This window comes from Paraburkholderia sp. (assembly GCF_026225065.1).
Taxonomy (GTDB): Bacteria; Pseudomonadota; Gammaproteobacteria; order Burkholderiales; family Burkholderiaceae; genus Paraburkholderia.
The window spans coordinates 15,283-29,572 of the sequence record NZ_JAMFSB010000230.1; the positions used below are offsets into that span (position 1 = coordinate 15,283).

The following is a 14,290-nucleotide window of genomic DNA, read 5'->3' on the forward strand; positions in this document are numbered from 1 at the left end:
ATTACCTGACACCCGACATGACCCAGAACAACAAGGTGGTATGGAGCGAAGGCCTGTTTCTCAGGCCGCAGCACATGCAGCAGCAGGAGCGCTATTTCGAGCGCTACGTGCAGTTGCGCACTGGCGCGCTGCGTCCGCATGGCTGGGGCTTCCAGGAGCTCGAGCTCGAAAGCGAGCTGCTCGCGATCGGCAAGCTCGGCATCAAGCGCGCGCGAGGCGTGTTTCCCGACGGCACGCCGTTCGCGATGCCGGGCGACGACCCGTTGCCGCCGCCGCTCGACATCGACGTGAACTGGCGCGACCAGGTCGTGCATCTAACGTTGCCGCTGCGCTCGCCGACCCAACCCGACAGCGCGTGGCCCGACACGGGCTCCGACCAGCTGTTTCGCTATCGTGTGCGCGAAACTGAAGTGCTCGATGCGTCCGGCAGCATGGAAGGGGGCACGACGCTGGAAGTAGCGGGAATGAGCACGCGTCTGTTGCCCGAGTCGCAGCCCGCCGAAGGCCTGATGAGCATTCCGCTCGCCCGCGTGGTCGAGTGCCGGGCCGACCGGCGCGTGATCCTCGATGACGGCTTCATGCCGAGCGCACTCAACACCGAGGCAGCCAGGCGGCTCGTGACATTCCTGTCCGAGCTGCTCGGTCTGCTGCATCAGCGCGGCGAGGCTCTCGCGGGCCGCGTCGCCGAAACCGACCGTGGCGGCGCGGCGGAGATCGCCGACTTCCTGATGCTGCAGGTCATCAACCGCTATCAGCCGCTCGTCGCGCATCTGGCGGAAGCGCCGCTGTTGCACCCCGAGGCATTGTTCGGACAGCTGCTCGAACTGGCGGGGGAACTTGCCACCTTCACGTCGCCGGGCAAGCGCGTGCAAGCCTTTCCGCCGTACCGTCACGAGGCGTTGCGCGAGAGCTTCGATCCGTTGATTGCGGCATTGCGCATCGCGTTGAGCGCGGTGCTCGAGCAAAACGCGGTGGCCATCCCGCTGCAGCAGCGCAAATACGGGGTCTGGGTGGGTGTCGTGCCCGATCCGACACTGCTCGATACAGCCACCTTTGTGCTGGCTGCGAAGGCGGATCTCAAGTCCGAGGATATGCGCCGGCAGTTGCCGACGCAGTCGAAGATCGGTCCGGTCGAAAAGATCCGCGACCTGGTCAATCTGCAACTGCCAGGCATCGGCGTTTTGCCGATGGCAGTGGCGCCGCGCCAACTGCCGTACACGTCTGGCTTCCTGTACTTCGAGTGCGACAGGAGCTCGCCGATGTGGCGCATGCTGAAGACATCCGGCGGCATCGCTATGCACTTCGGCAGCGGTTTTGCCGAACTGGATCTGCAACTATGGGCGGTGCGCACATGAATTCCGGCAACCGCTCCAATGACACCGTGCGCGCCGACGCGACCCTCGTGCGTCCGCGGGACGAGCAGGACATGACCGGCGCAGGCAACACCGACGACGTGACGCGCATCATGTCGCCGCGCCCGCAGACCGTGCGTGTCGCCCAAAGCACACAAACCGCACAGCCCGCGCAATCTGCGCAACCGTCCAGGCGGGCGGCACTGCGCGCCGAACTCGGTGACTTCCTCAGCGGCGTCGCCAATCCTCTCGTGCGCGCGGCCAATCCGCTGCTGCTGCTCGCCGTGCAACTGCGGCACAGCGTGGCGCCACCGGTCGACATCGGCCGTCTGCGCGAGCAGGCCGTGGCGCACGTGCGCAGCTTTGAACGCTACACGCAAGACACGGGAATCAACACGCAGACGATCATGGCCGCGCGCTACGTGCTATGCACGATGCTCGACGAATCCGTGAACAACGCGCCGTGGAGCGACCAGAGCGGCTGGACCCAGAAAACTTTGCTCGTGACCTTCCATGGCGAAACCTACGGCGGCGCCAAGTTCTTCCAGATCCTCGATCGCCTGAGCGTGGACTTCTCGCGTCATCTTGATCTGATCGAGATGATGTACATCTGCCTGGCGTTGGGCTTTGGCGGCCGCTATCTGGTGGAGCAGGGCGGGCTCGCGCGTCTGGCCGACATCCAGGACGACCTGTATCGCCGCATTCGCGGGCTTCGCGAAGCGCCTGCCGACGAACTGGCGCCGCACTGGCGCGGTGTTGAGGACCGGCGCAATCCGGTGATGCGTCATGTGCCGCTGTGGGTGGCAAGCGCCGCCGCGCTCCTGATCGTGCTGGGGACGTTCCTGTTCTTCTTCACGCGCCTCAATGCACTTACGGCGCCCGTCAGCGCGCAGCTCGCCGCGATCGGCCTCGAGGAGGCCGCGCCGCCACAAACGGTCGCGACGCCCAAGGCGGTGCGCGTGACCCTCAAGAAATTGCTCGCGCCGCAGGAGCAGGCAGGACAGCTAAGCGTCGACGAGCAGGCCGACGGCCGCGACACCGTGCGGCTGGCCGCAGCGGAACTGTTCCCGTCCGGCGGTGCCGATATCGCCCCCGAGGTCGTGCCGCTTCTGCACCGGATTACTTGGGCATTGAACCAAGTGCAAGGCCGGGTGGTGGTGGTCGGCCATACCGATGACCAGCCGGTGCGCTCCCTGAAATTCAAGGACAACTTCGAGCTGTCGACGGCGCGTGCGCAGAACACCGCGCAGATCCTCGCGCAGGGGCTTGACGATCCGCGCAGGCTCGAGTCGAACGGCGCAGGTTCGTCGCAGCCGATCGCCACGCCGGCCGATTTGCCCGCCAACCGGGCGCGCAACCGGCGCGTCGAAATCCTCTACATCCCGGAGAACTGAGCCCATGAACTCGCTAAAAACCTGGGCGACGTCCCGATGGTTTGCAATCGCAGCCGGCATGCTGCTGATCGCGGCACTGATCTGGCTGGCCGGTCCGTATCTCGGCATCGGCGAGCTGCAGCCGCTCGCGAGCGCCGCGTCGCGCGTCGCCCTGATCCTGGCGCTCGTGCTGATCTGGTTGCTGTGCATGCAGGTGATGCAGTGGCGGGCGCAGCGCAAGACGGCACAGCTACCCGGAGAACTCGCCGGTCAGAACGCGTCGTCTGCTGGCGACGAGCGCAGTGTCGCCGAGAGCGCGCAACTGCAGCAGCGCTTTCGAGAGGCGGTCGACACCCTGCGTAAAACGCGGCGCAATGGCGGCAACCTGTATGCGTTGCCATGGTATGTCGTGATCGGGCCGCCAGGCTCGGGTAAGAGCACGCTGCTGCAGAACTCCGGACTGGACTTCCCACTTGCCGAGCGCTTTGGCAAGGACGCGATCCGCGGGATTGGCGGCACGCGCAACTGTGACTGGTGGTTCACCGATGAAGCGGTCTTTCTCGATACGGCCGGCCGCTACACAACTCAGGATTCCGATGCGCTCGCCGATGGCTCGGCATGGCAGTCGTTCCTCGGGCTGTTGCGCCGCTACCGCAAGCGCCGCCCGCTAAACGGCGTGATCGTGACGATGAGCGTGTCGGACCTGCTGACGTTCGACGACGACGCCCGCCAGCAGCATATCCGCGCGGTGCGCCGCCGTCTGGACGAACTATCGGACCATCTGAAGGTGGCGTTCCCGGTGTATCTGGTATTCACCAAGTGCGACCTCGTGGCGGGCTTCGGCGAGTTCTTCGACGACCTCGGGCCGGATCTGCGCCGTCAGGTCTGGGGTATGACCTTCCCGGTCGATTCGAGTTTCGACGGCACCGCCAGCACACGCTTTACCGGCGAATTCGACCTGTTGCTGGAGCATCTGAATACACGCGTGATCGAGCGTCTGCACGCCCAGCGCGACCGCGGCCGCCGCGCCGCTGTGCTCAGTTTTCCGCAGCAACTCGGTGCGTTTCGCGAGATCGCCAGGCAGTTTGTCGAAGGCGCATTCGGGCATTCTCAATACGGCGCGACGCCGTTGCTGCGTGGCGCTTACCTGACCTCGGGCACCCAGGAGGGGGCGCCGATCGACCGTATGCTGGGCGCCGTCGCACGCACCTTCGGCGTGGACGCCGGCCGCGTGCAAGGCCGCTCGACGCAGCGTCGCACGTTCTTCGCCGAACGGTTGCTCAAGGACGTGCTGTTCCGCGAGTCGGGCCTCGCCGGCACCAATCCACGGCTGGAGCGGCAGAAAATCGCGATTCAGGCAGCCTTCTATGCCGGCATCGCGTTGCTGACGGCGTTGCTGGTGACGGGCTTCGCGACCAGCTACGAGCGCAACCGCCTCTACGTGGACGAGGTGCAGGACCAGTTGAAGGATCTGCCGCCCGGCAACAGTCTCGCCGGCGCGCCGGATCTGAAGGCCTGGTTTGCCCGCGCGCTCGGCCATCTCGAGGTCATTGCGGACGCGCAGGACGTCGCGGGTCAGTATCAGGGGCACGTTCCGCTGCTGATGCGCTTCGGCCTGTTCGAAGGACATGCGCTGTACGCGCAGGTGCACAGTGCGTATCTGCGCGAGCTGAACGGCACGCTGCTGCCAGGTGTCGGCGTCCGGTTCCGCGAAGGCCTCAGTGTCAGCGCCAACGACCCGCAGTCGCTTTACGACTATCTGAAGGGCTATCTGATGCTGGGTCAGCCGCAGCATCTGGATCCGGGTGAGCTCGCGGCGCTCGCGAGCATCGAATGGCAGCGCCTGTTCCCGCAGGATCCCGCGATCCAGAGCGCACTCGACCGGCACTTCTCGACATTGGTCGACGATCCGCAGAAGCCGCGTGCGTTGACGCTCGACAACGCACTGATCGATCAGGCGCGTGCGACGCTCAAGACCGCCGATCTGGCCACCCTCGTGTACGGCAGCGTCCAGCTCGACGCCGCGCGCTCGGGCGTGCCGCCGGTGCGTCTCGATCAGACGCTCGGGCTGCTCGGCAATGTGTTTCGCCGCAAGAGCGGTGCGCCGCTATCGAAGCCGTTGCCGGCACTTTTCACTCAGCCGTATTTCGCTGCCGAGGTGAACGGCGGGATCGATCAGTCAGTAGATCGATTCGTCAAGGACTACTGGGTATTCAATGCAGGCCGCGTCGAACCGCTGGCGCGTTCGCGCTATGCGCAGCAGGTGCTGGCACTGTACGAGCAGGATTACATCAAGGCATGGGATGCCCTGCTGGATGACCTGCAACTTCAGCCGGTCAGTGACATCCAGAGCGCAAGTGCCGAGGCTGCGAAACTGTCTGGCCCCGGCTCGCCGCTCAAGGCGTTGCTGCAACTGGTGCGCGATAACACCAGCGACATGCTGCGTAGTCCGGCGCACGACGACGCCGCGTCGGGTGCGGCCGAGGCCGCAGTCGCGTCCCAGGCGAAGACGGTGGGCGAGAACCTCGCGACGCGAAGGGCGCTCAATACGCGCCTCGCCGGCGAGTTGCGCGGCGCCGGCGCCACGCTGCCCAACGGCGCGCCTGCTGCCGCGGCAAACGGGGCGAGCGGGACGGCCGGCACTCGGCCGGGCGCCGCCATCGAGGCGCACTTCGCGCAGTTGAACGAGCTGAGCGCCGGCACCCCCGGTTCGACACCGCTCGACCACACGATCGGCGTGCTCGACCAACTGAGCAAGAGCTTGCTATCGATGTCCGATCTCAGCGACCCCGCCACGCAGAACAACCCCGCGGTCCTCGCGGCGCGCCAGGAGACGGGCGAACTGCCGCCGCAAGTGGCTGCGCTGGTGTCTGGCGTGGCGACGAAGAGTGCATCGCTCGTTGCGAGCGGCAACAGTGCGGCGCTCGCCGACCAGTTCCGCGCAGCGGCCGGCAACGATTGCGCGCGCATGGTGGATGGACGCTATCCGTTCGCGGCAAACGGCACCTCGGACATTCCCTTGCAGAACTTCACCGATCTGTTCAGCAATGGCGGACGCTTCGACAGCTTCTTCAAGTCGACGCTCGCGAAATTCGTCGATACGAGTGGGCGTGCATGGCGCTGGAAACCCGGCGTGCCGCCCGGTCCTGCTTCGGTGCTGAGCGAAGCGCAGGCCGCCGACGCGATCCGCCAGATCTACTTCCGCAACGGTGCGCAGCTTGCGGTCGGCTTCACGCTGCAGGCGCCGCAACTCGATCCGGCGATCGCAAAGCTGACGATCGAGATCGACGGCCAGAAGTACGACTACTCCGCCAACGGTGCGGCCAGCATGACGATGACGTGGCCCGGTCCGCAGCCTGGGCACGTAGTCGTGACGGCATTCGATACGTCTGGCCAGCCGGTCGGTGCACCGTTGAAGTACGACGGCGATTGGGCCTTTTTTCATGCGCTCGATGCAGCGCATCTGCAGAAACAGGGCGATCTGCGCTATCTCGCCAGTTTTGATTTCGACGGCCACACCGTAAAGCTGCCGATCCAGCCGGCGAGCCTCGAGAACCCGTTCCTCAACGACGAGGTACGGGAATTCAGGTGTCCGCGATGACCGGCGGCGTCGGTTTTTACGGCAAGCTGCCGGGTGCAGGCGATTTTGTCCAGCGACGGCTGGCCCCGAGTTTCGTCTATGACTGGGACGGCCATTTCCAGCACGCCGTCGAAACCGGACGACGCGAACTGGGGGACCGGTGGACGCAGGCCTGGAAGCAGGGTCCGGCGTGGCGCTTCATGCTGCCTGCTCAAGCGTGTGGTCAGGGTGCCTGGTGCGGACTGGTTGGGCCGGCGGTGGACCGGCTCGGTCGGGCGTTCCCGCTCGTGCTCGCGGCGCCCTGTAGCGGTGACGTCAGCGCCATCTTCGGTAATGAGGCGTGGTTCGATGCGCTCGAGCGCGTCTATCGCAGCGCGCTCTACGACGCCGTGAGCGTCGAGACCTTCGATGCGCGGGTCGCCGCGTTGGCCGGTCCGTCGACACACGAGCCCGCCATTAGCGCAAGCTGGCGCGCGCTGCCTTGGGACAGCGGGCAATGGCAGATGACACTGTCCGCCGGCGCGGCAGCCGGAATCATGCTGACGCAAACGTGGACGCAGTTGAGTCTGCGCCCGGGTCCATGGTGCTTGTGGTGGACGGCGAACGGGACGAATCTGCTCGCGACACGCGGCCTGCCGCGCAGCTATGCAACGCTGCTGGAGCAGGGTGCGGGGAGGCCTGACGAAACTGCCTCGTCAGGCGTGCCTGATTCCGGTAGCCAGCCAGAGCTCGATTTGCAGGACCTGGTTCGACCTGCGCCTGCGGTGGTTGGCGACGTCCTTGATGGGTTCGGTGCGGACCCTGTGACCGCTTATCGTACCGGGCTGACCATGCGCGACACGATGCCTGCGCTGCCACATGATCTGCAGCTGCTCCATGACGTTGAGGTTGCCGTTGAAGTTGACGTTGATATGCAACCGGCGATGCTGAGCCTTGATGACGGCCGCATGCTGGTGCTGTGCGCCGACGAAGGTCCCGAGATCCCCGGCCGTCTCGCTGCGCGCCGCATCCGGGACGCCTCGCTGGCGGGTGAGCCTGATCTGGCGCGGTTGCGCTCAGCGCTGATGGCGCTGCACGCACAACTGCGCGTGCGCGGCGAGGCGTCGCGCCATGCGGCGGCGGAAAACGGCGCCGCGCTGATCGCCTGTTTCGACGGCGCTGCGGTGCGCCTGCTGCGCATCGGTGCGGCATCCGCATGGCTCTGGCGGCGTGGGCAACTGCAGCCGCTGTTCGTCGAGCGGGCTGTGGGCACGGGCGGCGAATTCGACGATCTGCTGTTCGGCGACACGTGGATCGATATGCCAGGCATCGGCGCGGCGAGCGAACCGGATTGGGACGAGGCGGACATCCTGCTGGAGCACGGCGATCGTCTGGTGCTGCTCGTCACGCGTGAGCTGGTTCAACTCCCACGCACCTGTCTTGCTGAAGCGCTCGCGTTGTCCAGTCACGACGACGCTCGCCTTCATCTGGCCGTCTGCGCGGGGCTCGGCGGCCGGTCGGCGCTGTGGCCGCTCGCGGTCATCGGAGTGGACGCATGACGACCCGTTGCCGCTCCGCTGGCCACACCGAGACGGGCAAGGTGCGACGCCGCAATGAGGATGCGATCCTGCTACGTGAAGACCTCGGATTGTGGGTGGTCGCCGACGGCATGGGCGGTCACGCGGCAGGCGACCTCGCGAGCTCGCTGATCGTCGAGCGGCTCGGCTTGCTCAGGCGCGAAGGGGATGTGTACGCGTTCGTTGCAGCGATCGAGGACAGCCTGCAGCAGGTCAACGAGGAACTGCGCGCCGCCGCTATCGAGCAACAGGTCGATGTGATCGGCTCGACGGTCGCGCTGCTGGTTCACGCCCAGCAGTTCGTGCTGTGCGGCTGGGTTGGCGATAGCCGCGTCTATGTCGACGATCATGGCGCGTTCACGTTGCTCACGCGAGACCATGTGCACGGCCAACCGGTCGACGTAACGCATTTCGGACGCCGTGCTCCACCCGGCGCGGGAGCGGGAGTACTGACACGGGCGGTCGGCGTCGACGAGACGCTCTACGTCGACTGGGTCGTGGCCGGCAGCCGGCCGGGGATGCAGTTCCTGCTGTGCACGGACGGCGTCAACAAGGAATTGAACGACGCAGGGCTGGCGAATGCATGCTGCACGCCGGACGATCCGCATGAGCAGGTCAGGCGCCTGTTTTCGCTCGCGCTCGCAGGACGCGCACGGGACAACATTTCGGCCGTTTTCGTGCGGCTCGACGCATCGTGAACTTCTCGTCATGAACAACTTCAACGATTTTCTAGCCGCCTGTCGCGAACGCACTTCGACGCTCGCGGCGTTGTTCGATTCGGTCAAGGCCCGGTATGGACGGCTGATTGCAGCGAGGCATACCGTCGCGGCGTTGCCACCGCGCACGCCCCGGATGATCGACGTCGAATCCGATCCTGCGGGGGAGGACGCTGCGTCATCCGCGCGGTTGCTGTCCGATTCCAGATCAGAGTCCGAGTCTGACGCCGATGACTTCGAGCCGACCCGGGTGCAGTCCGCCAGGAACGAGGATCAGCATGTCCTCGCATCTGTGCGCGACGCGGACGCTGACGCGACGGTGGTCAAGCCTGCGAGCAGCGCCAACAGTCGCCGCAGCGGCACAGGCACAGGCAGCTCGGCCGTCGACGGTAGCCTGAACCGCGCGAGCTGGCAGAGCCTCGCACAGGCGCAGAGCGTGGAGCACGCGAGCGTCGGCATGCTCTTGAAGGGCCGTTTTCTGCTCGAGCGTGAACTGGGCCGCGGCGGTATGGGCGTGGTCTATCTCGCGAAAGACGAACGCAAGGTGGAAGCGCGCGACCGGGATCCGTATCTGGCGGTCAAGGTGCTCAATGACGAGTTCCGCCGCCATCCCGATGCACTGATTGCGCTTCAACGCGAAGCGCGTCGCGCGCAGCGGCTCGCCGACGACCACATCGTGCATGTCTACGATTTCGACAAGGACGGCACGATCGTCTATATGACGATGGAGTACATCGACGGTACCGACCTGCGCACGCTGATCCGCGAACGGGCCTCGGCGGGCATGCCGTTCGACGAAGCATGGCCGCTGATCGAGGGCATGGCGCGCGCGTTGCAGCGAGCCCACGCGAGCGGCATCGTGCACTCGGATTTCAAGCCCGGTAACGTGATGGTTACGCGCGATGGCGTCGCCAAGGTTTTCGACTTCGGCATCGCCCGCGCGGGCATGTCAGGCGCCGGTGCGGTAGGCGAGCAAACGGTGTTCGACGCGGGCACGCTCGGTGCACTGACGCCAGCCTACGCGAGTCTGGAAATGATCGAAGGCGCGCATCCAGCCGTTCGCGACGACGTCTATGCGCTGGGCTGTGTGATCTTCGAGCTGCTGACCGGCAGGCATCCGTTCGATCGCCACAGCGCCGATGTGGCGATGAAGGAAGGGCGGCAACCACCCGTCGTGCCCGGTCTCTCCCGGCGCCAGCAGAAGGCGCTGTGCGACGCGGTTGCGTTTCATGGCGAAGAGAGGCCGCATAGTGTCGAGGCGCTGATCGACGGCCTGCGCCGCAGAAGCACGGGCGAGCGCCTCGCGCCATATTTCGGGGCAGCGCTTGCCGTGGCGCTGCTGACGGCGGGTGGGGCGGTGCTGCACATCCAGATGCGCCATCGTCAACTGGAAACGGCGATTGGCCGCCTGGCGGCCGCGAATCCGCAACACTACGTGGACGAGAACCAGATGATGGCGGCACTCCACGCGCTCGGCGAAGACGAGCGCGAGCGTGCGGTGCTCGACCAGAGCGATGCTATCCAGGGCTTTTTGCTGGAGCGCCTCGACGCATACTGGAATCCGACGCTTGGCCGCTTCGATTACGGCGCGGTCCAGCACGTGTTCGAACTGCGCGATCGGCTCAAGCTGTTTTCACCGACCTTCGACGGGCGCCGTAAGCGGATCGAAGACGAACGCAACGATCTGCTCGGCAGACTGGGCGGTGATCTCGATCAGGCCAGCGACCGCGAGGCGTTGTTCGAAGACCAGCCCGGCAGCGCCGCCGAAATTCTCGACCGCATCCGGGCGCTCGACCCGGGCAGCGCGCTGCTGAAAAACAGCCAGCTCGAGTCAAAGTACGACACGGCGATCGGGCAGTCGATCGATCTGGGTCAATTCGGCAAGGCGCGTTCGAGAATCACGCTCGCGTTGCAGTTGTTCCCTGACTCGGCGCCTTTGCAGCAGCGGCGCGAGCAGCTGGACGCTGCGCTCGAGTATGCGGCCGCGCATCCCGATGCGCACGCGAACCGGTCGAGCGTGGCCGACGCGCGCCGCGCGCTGGCGCAGCTCGCCGCCAGTCCTGCGGCAAACAACGAGTGGCTGGACGCCGTGAGCAGTGCGATGTTGTCTCTGCGAGGCGACGACGCGCCCGGGACCGAGCAGGCGATCGAGATGCTCGTCGACGGCATCATCACGGCGGCGGAGAAGGTGAACGACCCAGGCCAGGCGCAGCAATATCTCGATCTGGTCCAGGCCGGGCTGCGCTACGCACCGCGCTCGACGGCACTAGCCGCACAGCGCGACCGCATGCTGGGCCTGCTGCAGCAGCAGAAGATCGACCAGCAGATTGCGAGCGGCGACCCGGCCTCTCTGACCGACGCGGTGCGTCTTGCCGCGAGTGCAAACGACGGGCCACGTGCGCTCAGCGCTTTCGCGCGGTTGCGCACCGTACAGCCATCGGATCCGTTCGTGGGCGCGGAAGGGCGGCAACTGGTGTCCGCCGCCTTCCTTGGCAATGCGCGTGCCTTGTGTCAGCAGGGCTTGCTCGCGGATGCCGCAAAGATCGCGGCGCAGGGTGCCGGTGCGCTCAACGACGACACGAGACTCAACAATGCGGCGCAACGTTATCAGGTGGCTGCCGCAATCCTTGCGGCCCGTAGCCAGCCGATTGCGGACCCCGACTACCAGGATCTGCGCGCGCGTTACGCGAGCACAGCCGCCGCCGATCCCGACGGCATGCAGCAACTGGAGCGCGACCTCGGCGCCCGCGTGACGTTGCCAAAAGGTGGGCTACGTGCGTTGCTCGATCAGATCAAGACGCAGAACCCCGACACGTCTGGCGACGCCGGCGTGGATGCTGCGTCCGCGCCGGACGATGTTGCGGCCCCTGCCAGCGGCGTGGGTAACTGATGAGGAACGGCATGATGGAACACCAGTCGGCGTCGGCAGGCGATAGCCAGCGCGGCATGGAAGAGAGTGACGCGCGGGCGGCAATGAAGGCCCGCGAACGTCAGGTTAACGAGGCGCTGCGCGCGCTCGACGAAGATCATCGGCTGCACCGCATTGCACGCGACGAATACCGGGACCGCCGGCGTGCCTTGCTGGAGTCGCTGGGTGACGAGATCGCTCAGGCCGAACGCGATACGGTGCGTCGCGCGGTGCCGGCATACGACACGCTGATGTCAGGCGAGATGGGAAAAACGCGCGATGGCAAAGCGGAGCGAAAGCGTGACAGGTCGAGCACGACCCTCGGCGCAGTGGGGCTCATTGAAAGGGCCGCGCTGCTTGGCGCCATCGCACTCTGTATCGGCGTTGTGCTGTGCTACTGGCTTACATGCACGTGACGTGGGCTGCCGGTATCGGTGAGGACGGTACCGGCGTGGGGCACGCCATGAGAAAGACACGAAAGCGTGTCAGTCGACTTCGGAACCGGACAGCGTTTGCAGCTCCGAGAGACCGCCTGGTGTGATGTCCTGCATGATTTCGACAAAATTCTTGCCCACCAGACGTCGGGCTCGTTTGAGCAGGATGGGCAGCGGACTGGAGGGTTCGTTGCGTTCGTAGTACTCACAGATTTCGTCAATGCGCAGGACGACATCGTCAGGTCCTGCGATGCCTCGCGAGCGAGGCTGGTCGATCGGATCCGTTCCTCCTGACTGCGTCTCCGGCGCGCCGCCGGTGGAATCCGTGTATTGCTGTTCTGGAAAGCGCCGCGCGCGTTGCGCGTCGACGAATTTCTTCAGATCCCTGATATCGGCCGTCAGTTGGCTCAGATCCGGGCTCGACGTTCCCAGCTTTTCGCCCAGAAGCGCATCGATCGATTCTGCGTGCTCCAGTGCTTCGGCGAGTAGGGCGGCTGTACGGGGTAACTCATCGTCGGGGCAATCCATGCAGGCCGCCTCGAGATCGACAAGGCTGGGAGCAGGCGCGCCGTCCGCCGACGGCGCCGCAGCCACCACGCCCGCCGCGACGCGCAGATCTCGCAGCGAGAAACGGCCGAGCCGCACCGATTGCACGAACGTCGCGGCGCGGAAGTACCCTAGCACGCTCTGCGGGTTGCCAAGGACCATCAGCGCGTTGGCACGTGCGGTGGCATCGTTGTCGTCGTCGGCGTCCAGCTGAGGGTGGACATCGTCCCAGTAGCGCTCCAGCAGTGCCCGGACCAGACCGAGGCCTGCGCTCCAGCCATCGAGCCCATCTTTACGTGTCCATGCGGCGCTCAGATGGAGCGCGACGCGCAGGTCCTTGGTGCGAGCGAGCAGCGCGTCGGCTGCATCGGCCACTTTGTCCCAGTCGGGTTCGACGGCGGCTTTGATGCTGTCGCCCATCGCTCGCTCGGAGACGGGTGTGGCGATTCGCTCCAGCTCGGCAAACGCGGGGTCGTATTCGAGGTTTTTCCCCGTGGGCGGGCTGTCATCGATTGGGGCCAGGAAGCGGTCGAGGTCGAGTTGCATCGTGGGGATCTGTGGTTAGGGGACGTATTTCCGCAAAGAGAAATCCGTTGAGGGATTTCGCCGGACGCAGGCGAGCCGACGCATGGGTCGCAAGCAGGGTCTCAGGAACATGAAACGCTTGAGTCGAACCGGTTATTCCAAGGGCTCGCTGGCCAGAGGGCTCGCCAGCAAAAAAACAGCAGCCGCATTAGACTGCCCATCTGAGTGCATCCACGAACATCACCTACGTAGGAGACAAACTGCATGTCCGGTCCCGCTGCCTTGAATGTCGCCGTCCTCGACGATTACCAGAATGTCGCCCCGTCGCTCGCTGACTGGGCAGGCCTGCAGCCTCAGGCGAACACCGTATTCTTTCATGATCATGTCAGCGACGCGGACGCGCTTGCGGCCCGGCTCGCACCGTTCGATGCTGTCGTGCTGATGCGCGAGCGGACCCGCTTCGACGCGAATCTCCTCGCATGTCTGCCGCGTCTCAAGCTGATTGTCAGCGTCGGCATGTGGAATGCCGCCATTGATCTCGATGCCGCGAAGTCGCGCGGCATTGTCGTATCAGGCACCACAGGCGGCGATGCTGCCGCCACCCCGGCCTTGACCTGGAGTCTGATACTCGCCGCTACGCGGAATCTGTACGGCGAGGCCGCGTCATTGCGGGCCGGTGGCTGGCAGACGCGTGTGGGCATCGATGTAAACGGCAAAACGCTTGGTGTGCTTGGGCTCGGGCGCATTGGCGAGGCCGTCGCGCGCATCGGGGTTGCGTTCGGAATGCGCGTTATTGCGTGGAGTCAGAACCTGACCTCCGAACGGGCCAGTGAAGTGGGCGTGCAACGTGTCGAGAAGGATGAACTCTTCCGTGAGGCGGACGTGCTTACGATTCACCTCAAGCTTGGCGATCGTACAAAGGGGCTCGTCGGTGCGAGAGAGCTTGGACTGATGAAGCCAGGCGCGTATCTGGTGAACACGTCTCGCGGACCTATCGTTTCGGAAGGCGCGCTGATCGAAGCGCTGCAGGAGCGCCGTATTGGTGGTGCCGCGCTTGATGTGTTCGACGAAGAGCCGCTAGCCGCGGGACATCCGTTCCGCTTTCTCCCGAACGTGCTGGCTACGCCTCACATTGGCTACGTTACGGAGAATACCTATCGCGTCGCTTATCCGCAGATTGTGGAAGCGATTCGGGCCTGGATCGACGGGGCGCCGATTCGGCAGATTTGAGCGAAGGGACCGCAGTGTTTTCGCTGCCCTGCTGATCTGTTGCCAATGGAAATCATCTGCGGGCTGTTGG

Annotated in this window: 9 protein-coding genes; 8 read left to right on the top strand and 1 reads right to left on the bottom strand. The window is 65.3% G+C overall.

The features are described from left to right. The first annotated feature begins 17 nt into the window (after positions 1 to 17). The 7 genes from tssK to M0954_RS17025 are packed head-to-tail and all read left to right on the top strand — an operon-like array spanning position 18 to position 11,901. Positions 18 to 1,355: a type VI secretion system baseplate subunit TssK gene (tssK, locus tag M0954_RS16995; RefSeq protein WP_297354410.1), complete on the top strand. Its 1,338-nt coding sequence runs from the start codon at positions 18 to 20 to the stop codon at positions 1,353 to 1,355. After that, a complete protein-coding gene (gene icmH, locus M0954_RS17000) occupies positions 1,352 to 2,746 on the top strand; it encodes a type IVB secretion system protein IcmH/DotU (RefSeq protein WP_297354412.1) in 1,395 nt (464 codons plus the stop codon). Before tssK ends, icmH begins: the two co-directional genes overlap by 4 nt. 4 nt (positions 2,747 to 2,750) lie before the next feature. After that, positions 2,751 to 6,326: a type VI secretion system membrane subunit TssM gene (gene tssM, locus M0954_RS17005; protein WP_297354414.1), complete on the top strand. Its 3,576-nt coding sequence runs from the start codon at positions 2,751 to 2,753 to the stop codon at positions 6,324 to 6,326. Then, positions 6,323 to 7,843: a type VI secretion system-associated protein TagF gene (gene tagF / locus M0954_RS17010; RefSeq protein WP_297354424.1), complete on the top strand. Its 1,521-nt coding sequence runs from the start codon at positions 6,323 to 6,325 to the stop codon at positions 7,841 to 7,843. The genes tssM and tagF overlap by 4 nt, the downstream gene beginning before the upstream one ends. Continuing rightward, positions 7,840 to 8,559 (top strand): PP2C family serine/threonine-protein phosphatase, encoded by a 720-nt coding sequence (locus tag M0954_RS17015; RefSeq protein ID WP_123387496.1) that lies wholly within the window; start codon positions 7,840 to 7,842, stop codon positions 8,557 to 8,559. The genes tagF and M0954_RS17015 overlap by 4 nt, the downstream gene beginning before the upstream one ends. 10 nt (positions 8,560 to 8,569) lie before the next feature. Then, positions 8,570 to 11,467: a serine/threonine-protein kinase gene (locus M0954_RS17020; RefSeq protein WP_297354416.1), complete on the top strand. Its 2,898-nt coding sequence runs from the start codon at positions 8,570 to 8,572 to the stop codon at positions 11,465 to 11,467. An 11-nt stretch (positions 11,468 to 11,478) separates the two neighbouring features. Further along, on the top strand, positions 11,479 to 11,901 hold the full coding sequence (locus M0954_RS17025; RefSeq protein WP_297354419.1) for a hypothetical protein: 423 nt from the start codon (positions 11,479 to 11,481) through the stop codon (positions 11,899 to 11,901). A gap of 69 nt (positions 11,902 to 11,970) precedes the next feature. Here the strand turns inward: M0954_RS17025 and tssA are convergent, their stop codons facing one another. Then, on the bottom strand, positions 11,971 to 13,011 hold the full coding sequence (gene tssA, locus M0954_RS17030) for a type VI secretion system protein TssA (protein ID WP_122158767.1): 1,041 nt from the start codon (positions 13,009 to 13,011) through the stop codon (positions 11,971 to 11,973). Positions 13,012 to 13,254: 243 nt separating this feature from the next. Between tssA and M0954_RS17035 the strand changes: the two genes are divergently transcribed. Next, the gene (locus M0954_RS17035; protein WP_297354422.1) at positions 13,255 to 14,220 is read left to right on the top strand and encodes a D-2-hydroxyacid dehydrogenase family protein; all 966 of its coding nucleotides are present in this window, start codon (positions 13,255 to 13,257) and stop codon (positions 14,218 to 14,220) included. Positions 14,221 to 14,290: the final 70 nt, after the last annotated feature.